Annotated in this window: 21 protein-coding genes and 1 tRNA gene; 18 read left to right on the top strand and 4 right to left on the bottom strand. The window is 34.9% G+C overall.

The features are described 5' to 3' along the window. Positions 1-53 precede the first annotated feature (53 nt). From EYD45_RS11140 to EYD45_RS11185, 10 genes are all read left to right on the top strand, one after another. Positions 54-1,991 (top strand): DUF3857 domain-containing protein, encoded by a 1,938-nt coding sequence (locus tag EYD45_RS11140; protein WP_130964630.1) that lies wholly within the window; start codon positions 54-56, stop codon positions 1,989-1,991. Then, on the top strand, positions 1,981-3,987 hold the full coding sequence (locus EYD45_RS11145) for a DUF3857 domain-containing protein (RefSeq protein ID WP_130964631.1): 2,007 nt from the start codon (positions 1,981-1,983) through the stop codon (positions 3,985-3,987). The genes EYD45_RS11140 and EYD45_RS11145 overlap by 11 nt, the downstream gene beginning before the upstream one ends. Continuing rightward, positions 3,987-4,313 (top strand): nucleotide pyrophosphohydrolase, encoded by a 327-nt coding sequence (locus EYD45_RS11150; protein ID WP_130964632.1) that lies wholly within the window; start codon positions 3,987-3,989, stop codon positions 4,311-4,313. The genes EYD45_RS11145 and EYD45_RS11150 overlap by 1 nt, the downstream gene beginning before the upstream one ends. A 44-nt stretch (positions 4,314-4,357) precedes the next feature. After that, positions 4,358-5,575 (top strand): 3-phosphoshikimate 1-carboxyvinyltransferase, encoded by a 1,218-nt coding sequence (locus EYD45_RS11155; protein WP_130964633.1) that lies wholly within the window; start codon positions 4,358-4,360, stop codon positions 5,573-5,575. Positions 5,576-5,655: 80 nt separating this feature from the next. Beyond that, positions 5,656-6,705, top strand: a complete 1,050-nt coding sequence (gene queA, locus EYD45_RS11160) for a tRNA preQ1(34) S-adenosylmethionine ribosyltransferase-isomerase QueA (RefSeq protein WP_130964634.1) — start codon at positions 5,656-5,658, stop codon at positions 6,703-6,705. 222 nt (positions 6,706-6,927) lie between these two features. Continuing rightward, complete coding sequence (gene rlmN, locus EYD45_RS11165; protein ID WP_130964635.1) at positions 6,928-7,968, top strand: 23S rRNA (adenine(2503)-C(2))-methyltransferase RlmN; 1,041 nt, start codon at positions 6,928-6,930, stop codon at positions 7,966-7,968. Positions 7,969-8,015: 47 nt separating this feature from the next. Next, entirely contained in the window at positions 8,016-8,993 is a 978-nt protein-coding gene (locus EYD45_RS11170; protein ID WP_130964636.1) for a polyprenyl synthetase family protein, read from the top strand. Positions 8,994-9,233: 240 nt separating this feature from the next. Continuing rightward, positions 9,234-9,809, top strand: a complete 576-nt coding sequence (locus EYD45_RS11175; protein ID WP_233702631.1) for an RNA polymerase sigma factor — start codon at positions 9,234-9,236, stop codon at positions 9,807-9,809. Next, complete coding sequence (locus EYD45_RS11180; protein WP_130964637.1) at positions 9,796-10,560, top strand: hypothetical protein; 765 nt, start codon at positions 9,796-9,798, stop codon at positions 10,558-10,560. Before EYD45_RS11175 ends, EYD45_RS11180 begins: the two co-directional genes overlap by 14 nt. Positions 10,561-10,633: 73 nt before the next feature. Then, positions 10,634-11,719 carry a hypothetical protein gene (locus EYD45_RS11185; protein WP_130964638.1) on the top strand — a complete coding sequence of 362 codons (1,086 nt, stop codon included), beginning with the start codon at positions 10,634-10,636 and terminating at the stop codon, positions 11,717-11,719. A gap of 83 nt (positions 11,720-11,802) precedes the next feature. Here the strand turns inward: EYD45_RS11185 and EYD45_RS11190 are convergent, their stop codons facing one another. Continuing rightward, positions 11,803-12,825: a LacI family DNA-binding transcriptional regulator gene (locus tag EYD45_RS11190; RefSeq protein ID WP_130964639.1), complete on the bottom strand. Its 1,023-nt coding sequence runs from the start codon at positions 12,823-12,825 to the stop codon at positions 11,803-11,805. 104 nt (positions 12,826-12,929) lie between these two features. Continuing rightward, a tRNA-Phe gene (locus EYD45_RS11195) sits at positions 12,930-13,002 on the bottom strand. Positions 13,003-13,149: 147 nt separating this feature from the next. Here EYD45_RS11195 and EYD45_RS11200 point away from each other — a divergent pair. From EYD45_RS11200 to EYD45_RS11230, 7 genes are all read left to right on the top strand, one after another. Further along, the gene (locus EYD45_RS11200) at positions 13,150-13,878 is read left to right on the top strand and encodes a type III pantothenate kinase (protein WP_130964640.1); all 729 of its coding nucleotides are present in this window, start codon (positions 13,150-13,152) and stop codon (positions 13,876-13,878) included. Next, the gene (locus EYD45_RS11205; protein WP_130964641.1) at positions 13,878-15,194 is read left to right on the top strand and encodes a hypothetical protein; all 1,317 of its coding nucleotides are present in this window, start codon (positions 13,878-13,880) and stop codon (positions 15,192-15,194) included. Before EYD45_RS11200 ends, EYD45_RS11205 begins: the two co-directional genes overlap by 1 nt. An 18-nt stretch (positions 15,195-15,212) precedes the next feature. Further along, positions 15,213-16,604, top strand: a complete 1,392-nt coding sequence (locus EYD45_RS11210; RefSeq protein ID WP_130964642.1) for a tetratricopeptide repeat protein — start codon at positions 15,213-15,215, stop codon at positions 16,602-16,604. A gap of 94 nt (positions 16,605-16,698) precedes the next feature. Next, positions 16,699-17,247 (top strand): LPS export ABC transporter periplasmic protein LptC, encoded by a 549-nt coding sequence (gene lptC / locus EYD45_RS11215; protein WP_130964643.1) that lies wholly within the window; start codon positions 16,699-16,701, stop codon positions 17,245-17,247. Between the two features lie 71 nt (positions 17,248-17,318). After that, positions 17,319-17,507 (top strand): hypothetical protein, encoded by a 189-nt coding sequence (locus EYD45_RS11220; RefSeq protein ID WP_130964644.1) that lies wholly within the window; start codon positions 17,319-17,321, stop codon positions 17,505-17,507. Then, a complete protein-coding gene (locus EYD45_RS11225) occupies positions 17,508-18,797 on the top strand; it encodes a hemolysin family protein (protein WP_130964645.1) in 1,290 nt (429 codons plus the stop codon). It begins immediately after the preceding gene. A gap of 180 nt (positions 18,798-18,977) precedes the next feature. Then, positions 18,978-21,119 (top strand): peptidylprolyl isomerase, encoded by a 2,142-nt coding sequence (locus tag EYD45_RS11230; protein WP_130964646.1) that lies wholly within the window; start codon positions 18,978-18,980, stop codon positions 21,117-21,119. A gap of 56 nt (positions 21,120-21,175) precedes the next feature. On the opposite strand, the gene EYD45_RS11235 is transcribed toward EYD45_RS11230, so the two are convergent. Together EYD45_RS11235 and EYD45_RS11240 are read right to left on the bottom strand one after the other, a co-directional pair. Beyond that, complete coding sequence (locus tag EYD45_RS11235) at positions 21,176-22,087, bottom strand: GYDIA family GHMP kinase (RefSeq protein WP_130964647.1); 912 nt, start codon at positions 22,085-22,087, stop codon at positions 21,176-21,178. A 20-nt stretch (positions 22,088-22,107) separates the two neighbouring features. Beyond that, positions 22,108-23,424, bottom strand: coding sequence for a hydroxymethylglutaryl-CoA reductase, degradative (locus tag EYD45_RS11240; RefSeq protein ID WP_130964716.1), 1,317 nt, complete (start codon positions 23,422-23,424; stop codon positions 22,108-22,110). Positions 23,425-23,660: 236 nt separating this feature from the next. Here EYD45_RS11240 and EYD45_RS11245 point away from each other — a divergent pair, with 236 nt between their 5' ends. Then, the gene (locus tag EYD45_RS11245) at positions 23,661-25,892 is read left to right on the top strand and encodes a S9 family peptidase (RefSeq protein WP_130964648.1); all 2,232 of its coding nucleotides are present in this window, start codon (positions 23,661-23,663) and stop codon (positions 25,890-25,892) included. Positions 25,893-25,908 lie beyond the last annotated feature (16 nt).

Genomic DNA, 25,908 nt, shown 5'->3' on the forward strand with positions numbered 1-25,908 from the left:
AAATTATAAGTCTATTTCCTATAATTTTATAGCCCAAAATTTAAATTTACTCAATGAGTTTAAAGAACTTTTGTATTCTTATAGCGTTGCTTATCTCTTTTTTAGGCGTTTCCCAAGACCAATATTATTCTAGTTTAACTCTACCAGAAGCATTGACAGAGCATGCTAATGCGGTAGTGCGTTTAAGTGAGGTTTCTGTAGAAATAAAGACTATAGACCATATGGTAGAGCAAGAACGTAGAATTGTTACAGTTTTAAATAGTAAGGGTCAAAACGCTGTAGGCGCAAGAGTTTATTATGATGACGATGTGAAGGTGAGATCCGTTCAAGCTATAATATTTGATGCCTTTGGAAATGAAATAAAAAAAATAAGAAAAAATGATTTTAAAGATGTAAGTGCCGTAGACGGAGGTACATTATATTCAGATTCAAGGATATTATATCTTGATTATACGCCTATTTCTTATCCATATACTGTTGAGTTTATATCAGAGACCACTACAAGTAATACAGCTTTTATTCCATCTTTTATACCTGTGTGGAGTTATTTTGTAAGTGTTGAAAACAGCAGATATAAAATAAATTATCCAGATGATATAACCTTACGAAAGAACGAAAAGAATCTGGAAGATGTTGATTTTGAGTCAACTAATTATGAAAATTGGAAACAGGTTTATAATATAAAGAACATTAAACCCTTTAAACCAGAAGATCATAGTCCGTCTTTCAGAAATGTTATACCAAAAGTAATGTTTGCTACCAACGAATTCAATTATGAAGGAGTTCAGGCAGAAGTTGATGATTGGAACAGTATGGGGGAATGGTTTAACAACAATCTCTTGAATGGTAGGGCCAGTGTTTCTCCCGAAACGATAAACCATGTGAAATCTTTGGTGGCAAATGAAACCGACGATCTAGAAAAGGCAAAGAAAATATACCAGTTTGTTCAGGACAATACCCGATACATAAGTGTGCAAGTAGGTATTGGCGGTATGCGCCCTATTTCTGCAATGGAGGTGGACAAAGTAAAATATGGCGACTGTAAGGGGTTAACCAATTACACGAAAGCCTTACTAGATTTGGTTGGGGTAAAATCCTATTATACAAGATTGTACGCTTCTCCTTCTCAGCAACTAAGCGTAGATAAGGATTTTGTGTCTTTCGGTGGACAAACTAATCATGTAATACTCAATATCCCTCAAGAAAACTCAGAAGATGTCTGGTTGGAATGTACAAGTCAAGATATGCCTTTTGGCTTTATAGGTGATTTTACCGACGACCGAGATGTTTTAGTGATAACCCCCGAAGGCGGTAAAATTAAGCATACCAAGAAGTATAAAACAGAAGAGAATACGCAGGTTTTAAAAGGAAGTTATTCACTTTCCAAAGATGGAAATATAACAGGAGAGCTAGAGATGTGTTCTAAAGGTATACAATACGATGATAAATATAGAATTGGAAATTATGAAGAAAGAGATAAAGACATGGCTTATAAAAAGCGATGGAGCTATATAAACAGCATTGCTTTTGATGATATTAAAACTATAAATGATAAGGACAGTATTCAGTTTAAAGAAATAATAAAATTTAGAGCAAATAATTATTCTAAGAAAGCAGGAAGCAGAATTTTATTTACGATAAATGCTCTAAACAGGAGCAGGTATATTCCAGATCGTTACAGAAATAGAACTCTGCCAGTAAAGATAAAACGAGGCTTTATTGATGCGGACGAGATTAGAGTGAAATTGCCTAGTGGTTACAAGGTGGAATCTTTACCGAAAAGTACAGTTGTAGAGAATAAATTTGGTAGTTATAAAACCGATATCATTGCTGAAAGTGATACTGTTTTGGTATACAAAAGAGAGTTTATCGTAAAAGACGGCTCATACCCTAAAGAAGATTATAGTGCCTTTAGGGCCTTTTATAAAGAAGTTTCAAAATTAGATAATGCAAAAGTGGCATTAGTAAAAATAAGCAACCATGAGAATTAATAGTTTTATTGTATTTGTTTTAGCAGGATTTATGTTATCTGCACAGAATTATGATTTTGGTAAGGTTTCAAGAGCAGAACTGGAAGAAAAATTCTATCCAACGGATTCATCAGCAAGTGCTGCTTATTTATATAAGAACAGAAGCACATATTTTACATATCAACAAAACGATGGTTTTGTGTTAGTCACAAAAATACATGAGAGAATAAAGGTTTATAATAAGGAAGGATTTACGTATGCCAATAAAAGTATACCATTATATAAAACCTCTAGGGATCGTGAAGTTGTACAGGGCCTAAAAGGCTATACTTATAATCTTGTTGAAGGCAAAGTAGAAGAGTCTAAGCTCAAGAAAGATGGTATTTTCAAAACAGAAATGTCTAAATTTTATAATCAAACTAAGTTTACTTTACCCAACATCAAAGAGGGTAGTGTTATAGAATATAAATATGAGATACAATCTCCGTTTTATACCAATGTTGATGTTTTTGAATTTCAACATGATATTCCTATTAAAAAATTAGAGGCTAAATTTTCTGCACCAGAATACTTTGTTTTTCAGGCCTCAAGTAGAGGTTTTCTTAGCGTAATTCCGAAAGAGGATAAAGAAAATGACAAAATAATATTCAATAATAAAACCAGAAACAATGGGCGATATACAACATCAACAACATATTCAACCGATGAAGTATCGTTCTATAATAACATATCTACTTTTGATTTATCTGATGTTCCAGCCTTAAAGGAAGAACCGCATGTAAATAATATAAGAAATTATCGTTCTGCTATGAAGTATGAGCTATCTTATACAAGTTTTCCAAATTCACCAATAAAGCATTATGCAACAACATGGGAAGATGTTGTGAAAACTATATACGAGAACCCAAGCTTTGGGAACGAACTTGATAAATCTGGCTATTTTGAATCTGATATTGATGCATTGCTTTCAGGAGTATCAGATCCCATGGAAAAAGCTGCACGCATTTTTAATTATGTGAAATCTAACGTGAAATGGAATGGTTATTACAGCAAGTACTCGAGTAGTGGATTAAGAAAAGCTTACAGGGAACACACGGGAAATGTAGCCGATATTAATTTAATGCTCACTGCTATGTTGCGTTATGTAGGGTTAGATGCTAACCCGGTACTAGTAAGTACAAGAAAAAATGGTGTACCATTATTTCCTACGCGAGAGGGGTATGATTATGTAATATGTGGTATAGAAGCTCCAAATGACATTATTCTTTTAGATGCCACAAGTAAATATAGCGCTCCTAATGTTTTACCTTTTAGGACTTTAAATTGGCAAGGAAGAATTATTAGAAAAACAGGGAGTTCTGCTTTAATTGATTTGTATCCAAAACAGATTTCTAAAAACACTATATCTTTATTTTTAAAACTGGATGATGCAGGATCTCTTGAAGGTAAAATGAGATCTACTAAAACAGGGCATAAAGCAAGAAACTATCGCAACAAATATAATGGTACCGATGAAGAACAATTTATTGCGGATTTAGAAAACAAATTTGACGGTATGGAAATCGAAGAGTTTGCAGTTTCAAATAGTAAAGATTTAGGAAAACCTGTTGTGGAGAGTTGTGAATTCAGTATTGAAAGTCAAGCCGATATAATTGATGATAAAATATATTTCTCACCGCTGTTCTTCTTTAAAATGAATGAGAACCCTTTTAAGTTGGAAAAACGTGAGTTCCCTATAGATTTTGGATATCCTTCTGATGATATTTATCGTTTTAACATTATCCTGCCAGAAGGCTATACAGTGGTTTCTGCTCCTAAATCCAAAAAGCTACAATTACCTGATAACCTAGGCTCTTTTGTATACCAAGTTAAGGTGAATGGTGGCATGATACAACTTGTTATAGATTCAAAAATAAATGTGCCCATTGTTTCGCCTATCTATTATGATGCTTTAAAGTCGTATTTTAGTGGCTTAATAGAAGCTGAAAACGAACAAATAGTACTAACAAAAGCATAATGGACATAAAGAATGCCCAAAAAATAGTTGACGACTGGATCAATGAACATGGTGTGCGTTACTTCAATGAACTTACCAATATGGCACAATTGACTGAAGAGGTAGGGGAAGTAGCAAGAATTATTGCGCGTCGCTATGGAGAACAAAGCGAAAAAGAAACAGATAAAGATAAGGACCTAGGCGAAGAATTGGCCGACGTACTTTTTGTAGTGCTTTGTCTCGCTAACCAAACAGGAGTTGATTTGCAAAAAGCGTTTGATAAAGGGATGGATAAAAAAGCAAAACGAGACCACGATAGGCACCATAATAACCAGAAATTGCGATAATTTATAATTATATTTGACGCTTCTAATTTTAGAAGCGTTTTTTAATGGATATCACTCTACAACAGTCAACAATAAAAAAACAGTCATCTATTGAAATTACTGGCTCTAAAAGTGAATCGAACCGATTGCTTTTGTTGCAGGCACTTTTCCCAGAAATTGAACTAAAAAACGTCTCAAATTCTGATGATAGTAATTTGATGACCAAAGCTTTGTCTTCAAAAGATAGGGTAGTTGATATTCATCATGCGGGTACTGCAATGCGTTTTTTAACCGCTTATTTCGCTGTCCAAGAAGGGAGAGAAACCATTCTAACAGGTTCTAAACGTATGAAAGAGCGTCCTATAAAAATTTTGGTTGACGCATTAAGAGCGTTGGGCGCTGAAATAGATTATGTTGAAAATGAGGGCTTTCCGCCTATAACAATACACGGTAAACGGCTTTCTAAAAACAAAGTGTCGTTACATGCCAATGTAAGCAGTCAATACATATCAGCATTGTTATTAATAGCTTCAAAATTAGAAAATGGTATTGAGCTTACTTTAGTTGGTGAGATTACCTCAGTACCTTATATTAAAATGACCTTAAGTCTATTAAATGAAATAGGTATAGAAACCTCGTTTAAAAATAACGTTATAAAGGTTCACCCTTCAAAAGCTCAACCTAAGCCATTAACCGTTGAGTCTGATTGGTCTTCAGCATCCTATTTTTTTAGTATCGTGGCCATTAGTGATGTAGGTACTGAAATTACATTGTCATCCTACAAAGAGAATTCTTTACAAGGTGATTCATGTCTAGTTGATATTTATAAGCACTTTGGGGTTCGGACTGTGTCTGCAGAAAACAGCATTTTACTAAAAAAGGAATCATCAGAAATAAAACCTTTGGTCTTGGATTTGAAAAACGCCCCAGATATTGCGCAAACCATCGTGGTAACCTGTTTTATTCTAGGGGTACCTTGTGATTTAACGGGGCTACATACGTTAAAAATAAAGGAAACAGACAGACTTGTGGCTTTAAAAACAGAACTTGAAAAGTTAGGGGGATCAGTAGAAATTACAGATAAATCTTTGCATCTAAAAGTTTCAAAAGAGATTAAACCCATGGTTTCAATAGCTACTTACAACGACCATAGAATGGCCATGGCATTTGCGCCAGTGGCGATGAAGCATGATGTAATTATTGAGGATGCAGGTGTGGTTTCTAAAAGCTACCCTACGTTTTGGGATGATTTAGAATCTATCGGATTTAAAATTACCAAATAATAATCAGTCATTTACTTGACAACCCCTGCCTCCAGATTGTATATTTGCAACTTTGTAAAAATTACTTAAACACATAATCCATGAAATTATCGAACTTCGGTTTTGATTTGCCAGCAGAATTATTAGCAGAATATCCCTCAGAGAATAGAGATGAATCTCGTTTGATGGTATTAAATAGAAAAGATGAGACTATAGAACATAAGCAGTTCAAGGATCTTATTGACTATTTTGATGAAGATGATGTAATGATTTTGAATAACACCAAGGTGTTTCCAGCACGTTTATACGGAAACAAGGAAAAAACAGGCGCAAGAATTGAGGTGTTTTTGTTGAGAGAACTAAATGAAGAGCAACGCCTTTGGGATGTGTTGGTAGATCCGGCTAGAAAAATAAGAATAGGTAATAAATTGTATTTTGGGGATGACGAGAGTTTAGTTGCCGAAGTGATTGATAATACAACATCTAGAGGGCGTACATTACGCTTTCTTTACGATGGTTCTTATAAAGAATTTAGAATTAAGCTTAATGAATTGGGGCAAACACCATTGCCCAAATACATTAAAAGAGAGGTAGAGCCAGAAGACGAAGAGCGCTACCAAACCATTTTTGCAAAAAACGAAGGTGCCGTTGCAGCTCCAACAGCAGGCTTACATTTCTCAAAGCACTTGCTAAAGAGACTGGAAATTAAAGGTATTAACTTTGCAGAGGTAACGTTGCACGTAGGTTTAGGTACTTTTAATCCTGTTGAGGTAGAAGATTTATCTAAGCATAAAATGGATAGTGAAGAGATTAAAATAGGTCCGGAAGCTGTAGATATTATCAATACTGGTATTAAAAACAGAAAACGTGTATGCGCGGTTGGTACTACGGCAATGCGTACCATAGAAAGTGCCGTGTCCTCAAGCGGAATGCTTAATGAGATGGAAGGTTGGACCAATAAATTTATATTTCCGCCCTACGATTTTAGTATTGCCAATTGCATGGTAACTAATTTTCATACGCCTAAATCTACGCTCTTAATGATGATTTCGGCTTTCGCAGGTCACGACTTTGTAATGCATGCTTACCAAGAAGCCATCAAAGAGAAGTACAAGTTTTACAGCTACGGCGATGCCATGCTAATTATATAAATATAAAGTCTCGTTTGAAGCGAGACTTTTTTGTTTTTGGGCGTTCCATAAGGGTCGGGCCTGCCTGCCGATAGGCAGGCTTTCACTATTCAATCCCCTCTGCGTCGGGGGTTTCAAACATCTGTGCTGAGCGCATTCGAAACATGCCGTTCAATCCCAATCGCGGGTCTAGTCTTTATAATTCGTAAATAGGCATAACATTCACTATTTTTGCAATCGCAAATGAAAACTACCAAGAAGGACATACGTGCATTAACAAAAGATCAACTCAGAGATTTTTTCATCAGCCAGGGCGATAAAGCGTTTCGAGGAAATCAGGTGTATGAATGGCTATGGCAAAAATCAGCGCATAGTTTTGAGGAAATGACCAACATTTCCAAAGAAACCAGACAAATGCTAGAAGATAATTTTGTCATTAATCACATTCGGGTAGATACCATACAGCGCAGTAGTGATGGCACCATAAAAAATGCTGTAAAATTACATGACGGATTGGTTGTAGAATCTGTCCTTATTCCAACCAGTACAAGAACAACAGCTTGTGTGTCAAGTCAAGTAGGTTGTAGTTTAGATTGTCGTTTTTGTGCAACGGCAAGATTAAAACGTATGCGAAATCTCAATCCAGACGAAATTTACGACCAAGTAGTCGCTATCGACAACGAAAGCAGATTGTACCATAATCGTCCATTGAGTAACATTGTATTTATGGGCATGGGCGAACCTTTAATGAATTACAACAATGTTTTAAAGGCGATTGATAAAATCACATCTGATGAAGGCTTGGGAATGTCTCCAAAGCGTATTGTAGTATCCACATCTGGCGTGCCAAAGATGATTAAAAAAATGGCAGATGATGATGTGAAATTTAAACTGGCTGTGTCTTTACATTCTGCAATTGATGCGGTAAGAACATCCATTATGCCGTTTAACGAAACCTTTCCGTTGGCAGATTTAAGAGAGGCCTTAAAGTATTGGTATGCAAAAACCAAGAACAGAATTACCTACGAATATGTAATTTGGAAAGGTATAAACGACCAAAGAAAAGACGTAGACGCCTTGGTGCAGTTTTGCAAATTTGCACCTAGTAAAGTCAATCTTATTGAATACAACCCTATTGACGATGGTGAATTTCAGCAAGCAGATTCAAGAGCAATAGATATGTATCAAAATGTATTGGAAGCCAACAACATAACGGTAACTATTCGAAGAAGTAGAGGGAAAGATATTGATGCTGCTTGTGGACAATTGGCTAACAAATCCTAAAAAATTCTATCCTAACACTTATCTTTGCATTTCCTTAAACCAATCAATTGAAAGTAGTAGAACAAATAAAAGCACCAATAGCATTTGAAATGGAACTTTTCGAACAAAAGTTTCAGTTGTCCATGTCTAGCAAGGTGGCTTTATTAAATAGAATTACGCATTACATTGTAAACCGAAAAGGGAAGCAAATGCGCCCTATGTTTGTGTTTTTAGTGGCCAAAATGGTTTCTGATGGTGAGGTGAGCGAACGCACATATCGTGGTGCTTCGGTTATAGAGTTGATTCATACTGCCACATTGGTGCATGATGATGTGGTGGATGACAGTAATCGTCGTAGAGGTTTTTTCTCGGTAAATGCACTTTGGAAAAACAAAATTGCGGTTTTGATTGGAGATTATTTACTTTCCAAAGGTTTATTGCTTTCAATAGATAATAATGATTTCGATTTGCTAAAAATCATTTCTATTGCTGTTCGCGAAATGAGTGAGGGCGAATTACTTCAAATTGAAAAAGCACGAAAACTGGATATTACTGAAGAAGTGTATTATGAAATTATCCGTCAAAAAACGGCAACACTAATAGCTGCTTGTTGTAGTTTGGGTGCTGCTTCTGTAAAACCAGATTCTCAACATGTAGACGTAATGCGAAAGTTTGGAGAACTCATAGGTATGGCATTTCAAATAAAGGATGATTTATTTGATTATGGAGAAACGCAAATTGGCAAACCCACAGGTATAGATATTAAGGAGCAAAAAATGACCTTACCTTTAATTTACGCTCTCAACAACGCCAATAAGAAAGACAAGAAATGGTTGATCAATTCCATTAAAAACCACAATAAAAATACAAAACGGGTTAAGGAAGTGATTGATTTTGTAAAAGATAATGGTGGATTGGACTATGCAATTTCCAAAATGAAAGCCTTTCAGGAAGAAGCGCTACAACTGTTGCGAAATTACCCAGATTCTGAGTACAGAGATTCACTGGAGCTTATGGTGAATTATGTTATAGATAGGAAGAAGTAAGTCTACAGTCTTCTCCAGAATAAATTTCTATAAGTTGTTTTCGATCTTTTAACTTTTTTTATTTCAATGATACGTTGTAAATAAGTGCATTATTATTCTAATGTTAAGGCCTTTCATCTTAATACTATATCGAATTTGTATTATTATAGGTAAAATCAAATGATATAGCTTTAAAAATTTATTTTTATCATCAGGCAACCATTTTAAAACCTTTTGCGTCTTTATAAATAGAAAGCAACAATGAAATCTCTCTTGAAAGTAATACAACTGCATAAAAACGAAGGCGCATTGATAAAAAAGGCGATAAAGAACAATCGTGAGGCGCAACATGTGCTTTTTGAGATGCATGCTCCAAAAATGCTAAGTGTGTGCAGATACTACATAAAAGATATTCATCAAGCAGAGGAAGCTATGCTTAATGGGTTTTTTAAAGTATTCAAAAATTTAAAATCCTACAAGGGCGAAGGTAGTTTTGAAGGGTGGATACGCCGTATCATGATTCGGGAATCTATTTCATATTTAAGGCAAAAAAAAAGCGTTGAATTTATTTCAGATGAAGATGTAAGTACCAATCAGCATAGTAACAGTATACAAACAGATTTAGAAGTTAACGACATACAAAAACTAATAGATGCTTTACCAGAAGGTTACCGAATGGTATTTGTAATGTATGCTATTGAAGGATATAAGCATTATGAGATAGCCGAACTTTTGAATATTAGTGAGGGCACCTCAAAATCGCAATTATTTAAAGCACGAAAAATGCTTCAAGAACAAATTAAGACATTAAATAAAACAAGCTATGGCACCAATTAAATATGAAAACGACTTTAAAGAGAAGTTAGAAAAGCGCACCATTGCCCCGTCTGAAAGGGCTTGGGAGACGTTAACTGAACGACTGGATGCCGAGGAAAAAGCATCAAGCAACAAAGGATTTTGGTGGATAGGCATTGCTGCAAGCGCTATAGGAATTCTATTTATAGCAACTCAGTTTTTTAGCAATGATAAAGACACTCATATTCCTGAAGTTGTAAATACCGAGGAGGCAGTTGAAACCCCAATGGATACCTCAGTAAAAAAAGATGTTATAGTTACCAGAGTAGAGACAACTATAGCCAAAGAGGATGCTGATAACCAAAGTAATAAGGAAGGCCTAAGCCTGATTATAAACAAAGCAAAGAACTATCAAGATGAACCTTCAAAACGTATTGCAGAAGAACCGATAATTCAAAATATAAAGAAAGAAAAAGATTTAGAGCAATCCGAAGCTGTTGAGATCATATCTTTTGAGAATAGAAAGGCACAAGAGGTAGCAGATGCTATTCATGCATTGAGCGAAAAAAAATCTGGGGTTTCTGATGCATCCATCGATTCACTTTTAAAAGCTGCACAACGCGATATTCTTTTAAGTAGAATGCAGAATGAGGATCAAGTTGCAATTGATGCGGCTTTATTGCTCCAAGAAGTGGAGTTTGAGTTGGATGAATCCTTCCGAGACAAAGTTTTCAAGGCATTTAAAAGTAGCTACGGTTCTATAAAAACGGCAGTTGCCCAACGTAACGATTAACATCATCAATCAATTAATTTAATAAATCATCAACACGTGTTGAAGCTAATTCAGCACCAAAAAACGAACAGTTATGCAAACAATTACAAAGTATTTCGTATTAATTATTCTAAGCTTATGTGTGCAACTCATCACTGCACAAGACACTATTCCAAAAACAGTAAATCAGGCTGAAATACAAAAGCTAAAAGAAACCATAAAAAAGGTTGAAGCTGAAGAGAAAGCGCTTTTAAAAGCCGAAGTAGAGGCCATCGATGCACGTTTAAAAAATGGAGAAATAACCCAAAAGGAAGCCCAAGACCTAAAAATGGAAATGGCAAAAAAACGCGCGTTGAATATTGAAAATCGTACCGCAATCCTAACAAATAAAATTGCCTTATTGGAACGCAATGAAAAAGGATATGGAGAAGAAGAGGATGATGACGTGGATTATATAAGAATTGGATCGGACGATGAAGATCTTAGTTGGATTTATATCGGTAAAAAGAAAAACGATAAACCAAAGTACAGAAAATATGACCGACGTACCAAAAGTGATTTTGTTTTAGCCTTTGGACTGAACAACGCTATCATAGACGGACAGAGTTTTGACGATACGCCATATAAAATTGGTGGCTCCCGCTTTTTTGAGATGGGTTGGGCATGGAAATATCGTCTGTTTAAAAACTCAAACTTTGCACGTTTTAAATACGGTGTGTCTTTACATATTAATGGCTTAAAACCTAATGATAACCAGTATTTTGTAAAGAATGGCAACCAAACTATGCTCGAGGAATTCCCTGAAAACCTAAGAAAATCAAAGCTAACAGTGACGAATTTGGTATTCCCTGTACATTTTGAGTTTGGCCCATCTAAGAAAATTGAAAGAGACACCTATTTTAGATATTCAACAAAAAGGAAGTTTAAGATTGGGGTTGGCGGATATGCTGGTTTCAATATTGGGACACGCCAGAAACTAAAATATGATTTGGATGGAGAACGAATAAAAGACAAGCAAAAACGAGGCTTAAATACTACCGATTTAGTTTACGGACTAAGTGCCTACGTGGCCTTTGGTAATACAGCATTATATCTTAAATACGATTTGTCACCTATTTTTAAAGACCAAATTGTAGATCAAAATAACATATCATTAGGTGTACGATTTGATATGGATTAAGTGTTATTTGAGTTAGTCAAAGAAAGCTCCCAATCGGGGGCTTTTCTCTCTAATCCTTTTCTACTTTTTTACAGGAAAACACACTATAACTGCCTTGTGCTTTCCCGTTCAATCCAACTCGTCTTTACAACTCTGGTGGTAAAGGGTTTATTTTGATCTTCATTTTCTATGCGGTCTATCAAAATACTTGCAGCTGTTTCGCCAATGTATTTTCCGTGTTGACTAATTGCAGAGATTGAGGGCGTTAAATGTTGTAGCATTTTTCCGTTAGTAAAACAGGCGATAGACATTTCCTCCGGGATATTGTAACCCATATGTTTTACTATACGCAATGCGTTTACAGCAGCACTTTCTTCTAAGCATAATAAACCATCAATTGTTTTGTCGGCCAATATAATTTTTAAAGCAGTATCAAAATCCTCAAACTTTCCGATACGTACTATAAGCTTTTCATTAACAGGAATATTGTGTTGCAGCAATGCTTTCTTATAACCTTCAACCCTAAGTTTACCAACACTTAAATTATCAATTACTGAAATTAATGCAATACGTTTGCAACCTGTTTTAATTAGATGTTCTGTGGCTTCAAAAGCCCCTTCCGTATCGTTCACTATTACTTTGTCGCATGCAATTTCTTCTGAAACTCTATCAAACATCACGATAGGTACACCTTCATTTATAGCATTCTTTAAATGTGCAAATTGTTGGTTTACTTGGGTTTCTTCTGCTAGGGAGATAATAATGCCGTCAAGCGTATCGCTCTTCAATAATTCCATCGTCTTCACCTCTTTTTCAAAAGATTCGTTGGAGATACAAGAAATTAAATGATAACCTTTTTCATTGGCTTTAGCCTCTATCCCCACAAAAACCTTAGCAAAAAAACTATTCATAATATTTGGGATAATAACCCCTATGGTTTTAGTTTTTTTATGCAGTAAGCTTAAATCGATACTTTTAGACTTGTAATTGTGCTCACGTGCATAGGCTATTATTTTCTCCTTTGTACTGGTGCTAATTTCATAGCTGTCGCTTAACGCTTTGGATACCGTGGCGATGGATACGCCAAAGGTATTGGCAATATGTTTTAAAGTAATGCGTTTTGGCATTGTTGTGCTAAGCGTTTTTTGGATTTATTCTTATACTAAAATAGAATAGATAAATGACTAAAACAAAAAATCCCGTAAACAATAAAGTTTCGGGATTTTTTTTGTGGTACCTCCAGGAATCGAACCAGGGACACAAGGATTTTCAGTCCTTTGCTCTACCAACTGAGCTAAGGTACCTCGCCAAAGCGGTTGCAAATATAAATTCATTTTTATTATTCACCAAAATAAAAATAATAAAAAGTGAGCTATTCTTTATCCTAATAATTATAGATTTTTTAAGATTTAAGTAAATGTGGTTTCGTAGTTTTACGTTTTTCTTACAGAATGAATTTAATTATAGATGTTGGGAATACTTATGTGAAACTTGCTGGTTTTGAAAGGCATGAACTTGTTTTTAAAAAAACAACAAAGTTATCTGGTGTTGTTGATGAGGTAAATAAGTTGAAGTCAACATACCCAAGGCTTAAACAAGGTATTGTTTCGTCCGTGGGGAGGCTAAAAAAACCCCAGATAAAAGCTGTTAATAAGGGTTTTAATCTTTTAGAGCTTAATCATAAAACAAAAGTCCCTTTTAAAAATAGTTATGACACCCCAGAAACATTAGGCATTGATAGGATTGCTTTGGTGAGCGCATCGGTATACCACTATCCAGATAATAATGTGTTGATTATTGATGCAGGCACTTGTATTACATATGATTTCATTACTAATGACAATGAATACTTAGGAGGTGCTATTTCACCTGGAATAAGAATGCGCTATCAAGGGCTACATAATTTAACAGCAAATTTGCCGTTATTAGAAACTGAAACTCCAGATAAGATAATAGGTACATCAACTAGTAATTCGATACATTCAGGAGTTGTTAATGGTGTTGTAAATGAAATAGATGGCTTTATTGGTAACTATCAAGAAAAATATTCAGATTTAACAGTTATTTTAACAGGCGGAGATGCTAATTTCTTGTCAGAACAATTAAAAAGTAGCATATTTGCCACCTCGAATTTTCTGTTGGAGGGTTTAAATTATATACTAGAATTCAATTCAAACTAATGATAAAAAAACTTTTAGTAGTTTTTGTTGCTATTTTTACTTTCTCGTCTTATGCTCAAGAGGGTACAGCTTCTCCCTATTCCTTTTATGGAATAGGAAGCCTAAAGTTTAAAGGTACTGTTGAAAACAGAAGTATGGGAGGTATTAGCATATATGCTGATAGTATACATATGAACCTTCGAAACCCAGCTACATTTACCGGTCCCAATCTATTAATGTTTAATAATGAAAGTAGGCCAGTAAAATATACCATTGGTGGAAGTTACTCTAGCACAGGCTTAAAAAGTGATTCTGGTACAGCAAATGTATCCTCAACAACATTTGATTATTTTGCATTAAACTTACCTGTTGGAAAATTTGGTGTAGGATTGGGCCTAATGCCTTACACTGCAGTTGGCTATAGATTAGATACAGAGAATGAAGATGGGCGAACAACAAGTAGGTTTGATGGTGAAGGTGGTTTAAATAAGGCATTTTTAGGATTTGGTTATAGTATTTTGGATAATTTGAGTATCGGTGTTAATGCACAATATAATTTTGGAAACATTCAAAATAGTGCGATACAGTTTCGTTTTGATAATGATGGCGTGCCATTATTTGCCCAATCTAGAGAAAATAACCGTTCAGATTTAAGTGGATTAAATGTTGATTTTGGGATGTATTATAAAACAAATCTCAATGAATCTTTAGAGCTAACAACAGCATTTACATTTACACCTGAAAGTAGTATTACTTCTAAAAATAGAAGGGCAATCTCAACAGTTAACGTTGGAAACTCAGGACAAGAAGTGATAACAAGTCAAATTGAGGTAGATTTGGTAGCGCAAGGGTTATTGGAAACCGATTTAGTTTTGCCGTCAAAGTATTCAATTGGCGCCGGAATTGGCGCTCCAAGAAAATGGTTTGTAGGAGCTGAGTATGAATCACAACAATTAAGTAATTTTAACAATCCGTTCTATACTTCTGGAGCAACAATTTATGACGATGGGTATCGTTACTCTATTGGTGGTTTTTATATACCAGAGTATAATGCGTTTTCAGGTTACTTTAAGCGATTGGTGTACAGGGCTGGTTTTAGGTTAGAAGATACTGGTCTGGTTATCTTTAATTCTGGTAATAAACAACAAATTAAAGAGTTTGGCATATCTTTTGGAGTAGGTGTACCAGTTGGAGATTTTGGTTCTAATGCAAATATAGGATTGGAGATTGGAAGAAGAGGTACCACCAATAACAATTTAATAGAAGAGAACTTTATAAATTTTCAGATTAGTTTATCTTTGAACGATAGATGGTTTCAAAAACGGAAATATGATTAACAGAGTAACACGATTATCATGAAAACAAAAATTACATTATTAACTTCTTTATTCGCTTTCTTAATAGTAGGTGTAAGCGGTTTAAATGCGCAAACACAAGAAGAGAATATGGCTAAATTGTCAATTATGACAGAATATGCCAAGGCAAAGAACTATGAGGCGGCGTATAAACCTTTTACCGAGCTATGGGCAAGCAATCCCAAGTTTAACCGTGCAATATATGTTTACGGAGAGAAAATTTTAAATTATAAAATAGATAAGACCTCAGGTGATGAGAAAGTAGGTTTTTTAAATGATTTAATGAAGCTGTGGGAAGATAGAAGAGCCCATTTTGCATCCAAAACACCGCAGGGAGAATATGCTGCAAAGGCATGTCAGCTGATGTTTGATAACAAATCGGTTCTAGGAAAAACCGATGAGGAGCTATACGAATGCTTTGATACAGCCTATACTACAGATAAAAAATCATTTGATAACCCTAAAAGTTTATACACTTACTTTTATTTGATGGTGAAGCTGTATGATGCTGGTAAAAAACCAGCAAAGGACTTATTTAATAAGTATGATGATGTAGTTGAAAAAATTGAAGAAGAAGTACAGATAGCTTCTGAAAAGCTGAACAAACTAGTACAAAAAGAAGAGGCTGGAACACCATTGACTTCAAAAGATAAAAAATATCAAAAATATTATGGTCAAGTTTTAAATGCCTTTGATCAAATATCTGGAAGTGTGGATACACAATTAGGAGACCGTGCAAATTGCGCTAACTTAATTCCACTATACAATAAAGACTTTGACGCTCACACTAACGATGCAATTTGGTTAAAACGTGCAGTAAGTAGAATGTATAACAAAGAATGTACTGATGATCCTCTATATGAGAAGTTGGTAAAAGCATACGATGCTACTGCGCCTTCTGCAGATACAAAGTATTTTGTTGCTACTATTTTGCTTAAAAATGGAAAAACGTCAGAAGCTGAAAGCTATTTGAAAGAAGCTTACGATTTGGAGTCAGATACATTCAAAAAAGCTAAATTGGCTAATAGAATTGGATTGATTTTAAAGAAAAAAGGAAGATACGGACAAGCTAGAGGTTATTTTAGAAATGCTTTAAAGCTTAATCCATCAAATGGACGTCCACATTTATCAATAGCATCTATGTATGCGGCAAGTGCCAAAAATTGTGGTACAACTAACTTTAATAAAAGAGCCGTGTATTGGTATGCTGCACAAGAAGCAAGAAAAGCATCGCGTGTAGACCCAACGTTAAAGAAATCTGCAGCTCAGAGTGCTGCAAATTATGAAGCTAAGGCACCTCAAAAAGCTGAGATATTTACCGAGGGTAATAGCGGACAAGTAATTCAAATTGGTTGCTGGATTGGAGGTTCGGTAACAGTGCCAAGTATTTAATGCAGAACAGCATATTAAAATATTATATATTAAACATAGTCATAGCGTTAGTTATGACTATGTTTTTTTATAGGATAAGTTTTATTTCTTCTTAATGGTTATATGTAATTCATATCAGCAACTATTTGCAATAGGGCTTTTTTTGATAATGCTCACTTCATGCACAAACAATCTCAAGGATGTTCAGAATATTGGTATTTCAGATAACGAACCCATCGGTGTAGCTGAAAATATCAATTTAAAATATACAGATTCAGGAAAGGTTAAAGCCATATTAAAGAGTCCGAAGATGTATGACTATAGCAATATGAAATTTGCTTACAACGAATTTACAGATGGTGTTAACTTAGAGCTTTTTGAGGACGGTAAAAAAAGCGTAGTAATTTCAGATTACGCCATTATTTACAATAAAACCAATATTATTGATTTGCAAGGCAATGTGAAAATTACCACCCATAGTAATGATACCCTTTTTGCAGAGCAATTGTACTACGACCAGGAAAAAAATTGGCTGTTTACAAATAAACCAGTAACATTCAGAACTGGACAAGATATCATAAACGGTAATGGCTTCGATTCTAATTCTAAATTCACAAATGCTGAGGTTTTAGAAATTACTGGCCTTATCACTGTTGATGAATAATATTTGAGTCTTCATCTATACCATTAAAACCCTCAATTTAAGTATCTTTGCGGTATAATTATTAAAAGTATATGAAATACGCTAAGTTTTTTCAATTTGTTTACTTAGTCTTTGCAGCATTATTTATTTATGATGCAATTTCAAAATATTCTGCAAATGGGGAAATTGCTTATCCTTCAATATTATTGGGGATTACGGCAATTTTCATGTTCTTCTTCAGAAGAAAGTTTATGAAAAAATTTGAAAATAGAGACAAATAAATGACACTTTATGTTGTTATAATTGTATTGTCTTTAATTCTTTCTGCATTCTTTTCTGGGATGGAGATTGCTTATGTGTCCTCTAACAAAATTCATATTGAAATTGAGAAGAAGCAAGAAGGCATTCTCGCTACTGTTTTAAGACGATTAACTGCAAAACCATCAAAATTTATTACCACTATGCTTATTGGAAACAATATTGCACTAGTGATTTATGGATTTTTTATGGGAGATGTTTTGGTAAACTGGTTTCAAACGCTATTGCCCACTAATAATACCTTCGTTAATTATTTATTGACTGACTTAAGCTTATTAACACAAACCGTTATTTCTACGTTTGTTATTTTAATCACGGCAGAATTTTTGCCAAAAGTGTTTTTTCAGATTTACGCCAACACACTTGTAAAAGTTTTGGCAATTCCGGCCTACATCTTTTATGTACTATTTACTTGGATATCAGATTTTGTAATCTGGATATCAGATTTGGTTTTAAAGTATTTTTTTAAAACCGAGGGTGACAACATTCAAATGGCATTTTCTAAGGTTGAACTTGGGAACTATATTAGCGAACAAATGGAATCTGTTGAAGCGCATGATGAGATAGATTCAGAGATTCAAATCTTTCAGAATGCATTGGAATTTTCAGAGGTGAAAGCAAGGGAAGTCATGGTGCCCAGAACTGAAATTATTGCTGTTGAAATCAATGACACCGTAAAATCTCTAAATAGTTTGTTTACTGAAACTGGCTGCTCCAAAATATTGGTGTATAAAGACTCAATAGATGATATTTTAGGATATGTACATTCCTTTGAGCTGTTTAAAAAACCAAAGACCATCAAATCTATTCTTCTACCTGTAGAGTTTGTGCCAGGAACCGTTTTGGTGAGCGATGTATTAAATATTCTAATAAAAAAAAGAAAAAGTATTGCTGTGGTTTTAGATGAGTATGGAGGAACTTCTGGGATAATGACAGTGGAAGATATTGTTGAAGAACTATTTGGTGAAATTGAGGATGAACATGATACTGTTGTGTTCAAAGAACAACAAATAGACGATGAAACCTACCAGTTTTCAGCAAGAATGGAGGTAGATTATATTAATGAAACCTATAAAATTAATCTTCCAGAAGATGAAAACTATGAAACCTTGGGAGGGTTAATCGTAAATCATACCGAAGAAATTCCCCAAAAGGATGAAGTTATTGCGATAGATGCTTTCGAATTCACAATTTTAGAAGTTTCCAATACTAAAATTGATTTAGTAGAGGTTAAACTTATGAACGAAGATTAGATGTTTTACCCTTCAAAGGTTCAACTAGCAATAATTGCCTGTTTCTCCTTTTATTATTTGATATAAAATGGTATTTTCGCGCACGATATTTTTTCAAACATCAATATTAAAATTTGATATTGAAGCATTAGTTGAAGAATTGATAAAAAATAGCTCAACGACTTAAAATTTACAAAGCACATGGCAGTTTTAAATAAAATTAGACAACGCTCATTATTTTTGATATTAATTATTGCATTGGCATTATTTTCCTTTGTATTAGCAGATTTGTTTAGAAATAGCGATGCACTTTCAGCAAGGTCACAAAATACCGTGGCAACCATTAATGGTAAGGACATCAATCGTGAGGACTTCTTGAAAAAAGTGGAAATTATGCAGCGTCAAATGGGGCCAAATGCTACAAGTACACAGGTAATGAACCGTGTTTGGGATCAAGAGGTAAGAGAAGCTGTCTTGTCCGCTCAATATGAAAAATTAGGAATTTCAATTGAGAAAGACCAAATGCGAGATTTATTAAAGACTGCCTTGGCTGGTAATCCGCAATTCTCAAACGAAGCAGGGATATTTGATGAGGGTAAATTGAACGAGTACATTGCTAACTTAAAAAACACTTCAGAAGAACAATACCAAAGCTGGATAAACTACGAACAAAATGTTGCTGCAAATGCATTACAGCAAAACTATTTTAATTTAGTTAAGGCTGGTTTAGTGGGCACTCTTGCTGAAGGGGAGTTGGAGCATCAGCTAGAAGGAAATAAGGTAGATATTAAATTTGTGCAAATACCTTACACTAAAATTGCCGATAGTACTATTTCGGTTACTAAATCAGACATACAAGCATATATTAAAGATCACAAAAGTGAGTATGAAGTTGAAGCTTCTAGGGATATTAAATTTGTTGAATTTAAAGAAACGGCAACTGTAGGTGATGAAAATGCTATAAAGGATGACCTTAAGGTTTTTAAAACAGGAAGAATAAAAGATAAAGATGGAAGAACTGATCCTATAGACGCGTTTTCAGCTGTAGAGAATCATGAAGAATATATCAATTTAACTGCAGAGTCGGACGTGAAGTTTCAAGATCGCTTTGTTTTTAGAGAAAGTTTTTCTGGGATTGTTGTAGATAGTATTTATAATCTAAAGAAAAATGAAGTTTATGGACCTTATAAGGATAATGGTTACTTCAAATTAACCAAAGCAATTGGATTCAAAAAGATTTTAGACTCAATCGAATCTAGTCATATTATTGTTCCTTTCTTGGGTTCTAGAGCAGCTACTGCCGAAACTATTTTGACTGAAGAACAAGCAAAGGCGAAGGTGGATAGTTTGCTTCCGTTGGTGAAGAATAATAAAGCTAAATTTAATGAAGTGGCCAACGAGATAAATACTGATGGATCAAAAGGAAATGATGGGAGTATTGGTTGGGTACGTTACTCTACATTTAATCCATTGGCTTTTGATCCAGCATTTGCTAAATTTTTATTTGACAACAAAAAAGGTTCAGTGGATATTGTGAAATCTCAATTCGGATATCATATTATAAGAATTGATGACAAAAGACATGAAAAAGAAGGTGTTAAGGTAGGTACAATTGCTAGAAAGATAGAACCTTCTGAAGAAACCATAAACGCTGTTTTTAGAGATGCTTCAAATTTTGAGATTAAAGCAAAAGAAGGTGATTTTGAAGAAGTAGCAAAAGCAAACAATTATGCGGTTCGTCCGGTAAATGGTGTGAAAGCTCTTGATGAGAACATTCCCGGTATTGGTAATCAAAGACCTATAGTGCGTTGGACGTTTGAAGATGAGGCCGAGATAGGCGATATAAAGCGTTTTACAATTTCAGGAGGATATGTAGTGGCGCAACTGGTTGCAAAACACGAGGAAGGTTTAATGGCTGTAGAAGATGCTTCGGCAACAGTATTGCCTAAGATAAGAAAAGAGCGTAAGGCTGAAATGATTAAAGAACGCGTTACGGCAACTACTTTAGAGGATGTTGCTACTGCCGAAAACACAACTGTTAGAACAGCTCTAGCGGTGAATATGAAAAACCCTACCATTTCTGGTGCAGGTAGAGAGCCAATGGTTGTAGGTGCTGCATTTGCCCTGGAAGAAGGCGAAACTTCAAAACTAATTTCAGGAGAAAGAGGTGTGTACATGGTGCAGGTTACTAAAAAAACACCAGCGGTGGAATTGGAGAATTACCAATCGTTTGCAAATAGAGTAGAGACCCAAAAGTCTAGTGTTGTAAACTCGAAGTTGTACAATGCACTAAAGGATGCAGCTGAAATTGAAGATAATAGAGCTGAACTTCAAATACAATAAAAACACAACTAAAACTAACTAAAACTGAAAAGTCTCATTTTTAAAATGAGACTTTTTTATTTTAAAATCATATCGGTATAAGGTATTACTGTATCAAAACCTTTTTCGTGAAAGTAATTTGTGGGATTGGTTTCAGAACACACCAAAACAAAGTCGCCTCCCCAAGCACCAAGACTTTTTATTGCACCGTCAAAATCATTAAAATAGAGAGATTGTACTGTGTGTTGTTTAGTTGTTGCTGCTATTATCTTTTCATGAGCGAATATCAACTCTTGAAATTGATTTAAGTTTTTGCACAAGGTTATCGCTTTCGTAATGGCATTTATATCGGCAATAATAGGTGTTAAATCAGCTTTTAAAGCCTTGTAATGGGCAATACCCTCTCTACTGTTTTGCTTTTTATTTAGAAAAACAAAGTAAAGGTGCTCCTTAAATGGCGGATTAAAATCTACTTGGGTTACAATAGGTGCTTTATTGTTCAATTGGTAGGTGATTGGTGTATCATGTTGAGCGCAAGCAATATCATATCCACTGCCTCCAAAGGTGTGTTCTAATAATTGAAATGCATCAACATGTGCCCATTGCGCCATATTATTGATTAAGGTGGACGAGGTGCCAAGTCCCCAGTTTTTTGGAAAGTCTAAATGTGTTTCAACCTTGAAACCATTTTCAGATGACAGGAAATTTTCATCTAAAGACCGCGCTGCTTGTAATATTTGCTGTAGTCTTTCTGATGTATCGTCATCCTGAAGTTGAGTCAGAATCTCGAAATTATTCAAGCCAAATTTACCCTCGAACCAAATATTTTTTTTGTGATCAAAACTCTGCCAATCCATATGTTGTGATTTAACTGATTCAACATGAAGTGATTGTCCATATTTGGTAGGAATAGCTAAAGCAACGGCGCCATCAAGAACTACGTATTCTCCTGTTATTAATAATTTACCGTTACTTTTAAATGTTTTCAATATGATGGATTAGAGCGTGATTAATTGCGTAAGTTTTTCAGAGCTTGCACTACAGCATTATGAGTTACAGTTTCCGTTTTAAAATGCTCAACTAAGTTTTGTTTTTCAGAATCGGTAGCTCCAAACTGATTTAAAATATTTATCAGATGCATTTTCATGTGTCCTTGTTGAATACCAGTAGTTGTAAGAGAGCGTAGCGCTGCAAAATTTTGGGCTAAACCAGCAACTGCTACAATTTGCATTAACTCTTTTGCCGAGGGTTTATCTAATAATTCCAAAGCTAACTTAACCAACGGATGTAAGCCTGTTAGTCCGCCAACGGTACCTAGAGCTAATGGTATTTCCATCCAAAATGTAAATATACCATCCTTAACTTCAGCATGCGATAAACTACTATATGAACCATTTCGAGAAGCATAAGCATGTACACCAGCTTCCACAGCTCTAAAATCGTTGCCCGTTGCTAAAACTACAGCATCAATGCCATTCATAATGCCTTTATTATGCGTAACTGCACGATACGGTTCTATTTCTGCTATCTTTACAGCCTCAACAAATTTACTAGCAAAAGCGTCACCTGAGACACCGTTGTTTTCGGATAATTGTTCAACAGGACAACTAACTTCGGCTCTCACTATACAATCAGGGACATAATTGGATAAAATACTCATTACTACATCAATATGCCTCTCATCCTCGGCAAAGCCGTCAAAATCCAATGCACCGCTTTTAAACGTTTTTGCAAATTGTTCTAAACATGAATTGATGAAATTAGCACCCATGGCATCCAATGTTTCAAAAGAAACGTGCAGTTGGTAATAGTCTTTAATAGCTTCAGTTTTATCCCGCAATTCAATATCTAAAATACCACCACCGCGTTTTTCCATATTTGCGGTAATATGTTTTGCTTCTTCAATTAATCGGGGTTTTATAAATGCGAAATATGATGATAAGTGTTGCTGGTTTCCATTGAATTTAAAATGAACCTGTCCTATTTTTTTTGTAGAAATTACTTCAGCTGTAAAACCACCTCTATCTAACCAAAATTTAGCGGCTTTACTAGCGGCCGCCACAACAGAACTTTCTTCGATAGCCATGGGTATGGTATACGTTTTACCGTTGATTAAAAAATTTGGCGCTACACCTAGTGGTAAATAATAGTTGCTTATGGTGTTCTCAATAAACTCATCATGTAATTGCTGTAATTTTACATCAGTATTCCAGTATTGCATTAAAACACCCTTGGCATTCCTGTTATTTGGGAAATACGTATCAACTATCCAATCAATTTTGTCAGATTTTGAGAGTTTAGAAAAACCAGAAATTGTTTTGCTCATCATAGCGTTTTAAAGTGCAAAGATACTACTCTTGGCAAGAAAATTGAACAACTAAGTAAACCGCATGATTTAACTGTTAATAATTTCGGTTAATTACATAATTTTTAGTAAACTTGAAATCGGTTTATGAATTAAGTAGTTTTTTCGGCTAAATGTCTATGATTTGTAATTTTATTTTAATGAAATAATTAGAAGTGGAAGTTGATAAACTATCGAAATAAGATAATGACGAACGTATGAACTTTTTAAAATTAGCCCTTTGTGTTTGCCTTTTCCTTTCTCTATCACTAAATGCGCAAACTAAAGAAATTACCCTAGAAGATATTTGGAGTGGTGCTTTTAGAACTGAAAGAATGGATGTATTGCATTCCATGAAAAACGGACAGCGCTATTCTGTTTTAAACTTTGATAGAGCAACACGATCAACATCCATTGATATTTACGATTACAAAACACTTCAGAATGTAAAAACCTTGGTGTCTTCTAGAGATATTCCAGAGTTAAATTATTTTACTGATTATACTTTTAGTGACGATGAGCAAAAGGTCTTGTTGGTAACTGAGGAGGAATCCATTTACAGACGTTCGTCTTTAGGGTATTATTACGTGTATGATATTGACGATAAAACAGTTACCAAGGTTTCTGATGATAAAATACAAGAGCCTACATTTTCGCCTGATGGCAATAAAATAGCATTCGGTTTTGAGAACAATTTATATGTGAAAGATTTAGGTTCAAATAAGGTTACTCAGTTTACGTTTGATGGCGAAAAGAATAAAATTATAAACGGCATAGCAGATTGGGTTTATGAAGAAGAGTTTTCCATAGTACGGGCTTTTGATTGGAATGTAAACAGTAATAAAATTGCGTTCATTCGTTACGATGAAACTGATGTGCCTGAATTTTCCATGGATATATATGGCACAGAATTATACCAAAAACAGCAGGTGTTTAAATACCCAAAAGCAGGAGAAAAGAACGCTGAGGTATCACTTCATTTATATGATGTTGAGAAGGATAAACTTTCTGATATAGAAGTTGATAAAGCATACATGGACTTTTATATTCCAAGAATTGAATGGACAAATGATGCCGATGTGTTGAGTGCGCAATTTATGAACCGTCAACAAAATGAACTGGACCTATGGTTTATAAATGCAGAAACCAATACTTCAGAAATAGTACTTGCCGAAAAGGATAACGCTTATATTGATATTACCGATAACCTCACGTTTTTAAAAGATAATAGTTTTATTTGGACAAGTGAGAAGGACGGGTACAATCATATTTACCATTACGATAAAGATGGAGATTTAATCAATCAAGTAACCAAAGGAAACTGGGAAGTCACAAATTATTATGGCTATGACGAAGATCGTAAAACTATTTTTTATCAATCTACAGAAAATGGTTCCATCAATCGGGATGTTTACAGTATAAAGTTAAATGGAAGAAGTAAAGAGCGATTAACCAAAACAAATGGCACAAATAGTGCGTCTTTTAGCGCAGGCTTCTCTTATTTCATAAATACATTCTCAAGTGCCACCACACCACCAGAGTACACTTTAAATAGTGCTTCATCAGGAAATCTCATCAAAAGCATAAAGGATAACGACAGGTTGGCCCAAAAACTTTCAGAGTTTACAACCTCAAAAAAGGAGTTCAGTACCATACATGTAAATGGAAATGACCTGAATATGTGGATGCTAAAACCTGTAAATTTTGATGCTTCTAAAACATATCCATTGTTTATGACACAGTATTCTGGCCCGGGGTCGCAATCGGTTGCTAATAGTTGGAACAGTACAAATGATTATTGGTTTCAAATGTTAGCTCAAAAAGGTTACGTTGTGGTGTGTATTGATGGTAGGGGCACAGGTTTTAAAGGAGCCGCCTTTAAAAAAGTTACACAGAACGATCTTGGTAAATATGAAGTTGAAGACCAAATTCAAGCAGCCAGACAATTAGGAGAGTTGCCCTATATTGATGCAAATAGAATAGGTATTTGGGGTTGGAGCTACGGCGGATTTATGAGTAGCAACTGCCTATTTAAAGGTAACGATGTATTTAAAATGGCAATTGCTGTTGCACCAGTTACAAGCTGGCGTTTTTATGATACCATTTACACAGAGCGCTATTTAAGCACACCACAAAACAACCCTGATGGTTACGATGATAATTCGCCTATAAACCATGTGGATAAACTAAAAGGTGATTTTCTTTTGGTTCATGGCACTGCCGATGACAATGTACATGCTCAAAATACCATGCGATTGGTAGAAGCATTGGTGCAAGCCGATAAACAATTTGATTGGGCAATGTACCCAGATAAAAACCATGGTATTTACGGTGGCAATACGAGAAAACACCTCTATAAAAAAATGACTAGCTTTATCAACGAAACCTTGGGAGATAAAATTAAGCAACCTAAAGAAGAAGAAAAGGTTGAATCGAATATAAAGGGATAATACTAACTAATCAACA

The organism is Hyunsoonleella flava, assembly GCF_004310325.1.
In the GTDB taxonomy this organism is placed as follows: domain Bacteria; phylum Bacteroidota; class Bacteroidia; order Flavobacteriales; family Flavobacteriaceae; genus Jejuia; species Jejuia flava.

Bases quoted from the DNA above. Each gene is read 5' to 3' on its own strand.
- EYD45_RS11140 (WP_130964630.1), top strand. From the start codon at position 54: ATGAGTTTAAAGAACTTTTGTATTCTTATAGCGTTGCTTATCTCTTTT.
- EYD45_RS11145 (WP_130964631.1), top strand. From the start codon at position 1,981: ATGAGAATTAATAGTTTTATTGTATTTGTTTTAGCAGGATTTATGTTA.
- EYD45_RS11150 (WP_130964632.1), top strand. From the start codon at position 3,987: ATGGACATAAAGAATGCCCAAAAAATAGTTGACGACTGGATCAATGAA.
- EYD45_RS11155 (WP_130964633.1), top strand. From the start codon at position 4,358: ATGGATATCACTCTACAACAGTCAACAATAAAAAAACAGTCATCTATT.
- queA (WP_130964634.1), top strand. From the start codon at position 5,656: ATGAAATTATCGAACTTCGGTTTTGATTTGCCAGCAGAATTATTAGCA.
- rlmN (WP_130964635.1), top strand. From the start codon at position 6,928: ATGAAAACTACCAAGAAGGACATACGTGCATTAACAAAAGATCAACTC.
- EYD45_RS11175 (WP_233702631.1), top strand. From the start codon at position 9,234: ATGAAATCTCTCTTGAAAGTAATACAACTGCATAAAAACGAAGGCGCA.
- EYD45_RS11180 (WP_130964637.1), top strand. From the start codon at position 9,796: ATGGCACCAATTAAATATGAAAACGACTTTAAAGAGAAGTTAGAAAAG.
- EYD45_RS11185 (WP_130964638.1), top strand. From the start codon at position 10,634: ATGCAAACAATTACAAAGTATTTCGTATTAATTATTCTAAGCTTATGT.
- EYD45_RS11190 (WP_130964639.1), bottom strand. From the start codon at position 12,825: ATGCCAAAACGCATTACTTTAAAACATATTGCCAATACCTTTGGCGTA.
- EYD45_RS11200 (WP_130964640.1), top strand. From the start codon at position 13,150: ATGAATTTAATTATAGATGTTGGGAATACTTATGTGAAACTTGCTGGT.
- EYD45_RS11205 (WP_130964641.1), top strand. From the start codon at position 13,878: ATGATAAAAAAACTTTTAGTAGTTTTTGTTGCTATTTTTACTTTCTCG.
- EYD45_RS11210 (WP_130964642.1), top strand. From the start codon at position 15,213: ATGAAAACAAAAATTACATTATTAACTTCTTTATTCGCTTTCTTAATA.
- lptC (WP_130964643.1), top strand. From the start codon at position 16,699: ATGGTTATATGTAATTCATATCAGCAACTATTTGCAATAGGGCTTTTT.
- EYD45_RS11220 (WP_130964644.1), top strand. From the start codon at position 17,319: ATGAAATACGCTAAGTTTTTTCAATTTGTTTACTTAGTCTTTGCAGCA.
- EYD45_RS11225 (WP_130964645.1), top strand. From the start codon at position 17,508: ATGACACTTTATGTTGTTATAATTGTATTGTCTTTAATTCTTTCTGCA.
- EYD45_RS11230 (WP_130964646.1), top strand. From the start codon at position 18,978: ATGGCAGTTTTAAATAAAATTAGACAACGCTCATTATTTTTGATATTA.
- EYD45_RS11240 (WP_130964716.1), bottom strand. From the start codon at position 23,424: ATGAGCAAAACAATTTCTGGTTTTTCTAAACTCTCAAAATCTGACAAA.
- EYD45_RS11245 (WP_130964648.1), top strand. From the start codon at position 23,661: ATGAACTTTTTAAAATTAGCCCTTTGTGTTTGCCTTTTCCTTTCTCTA.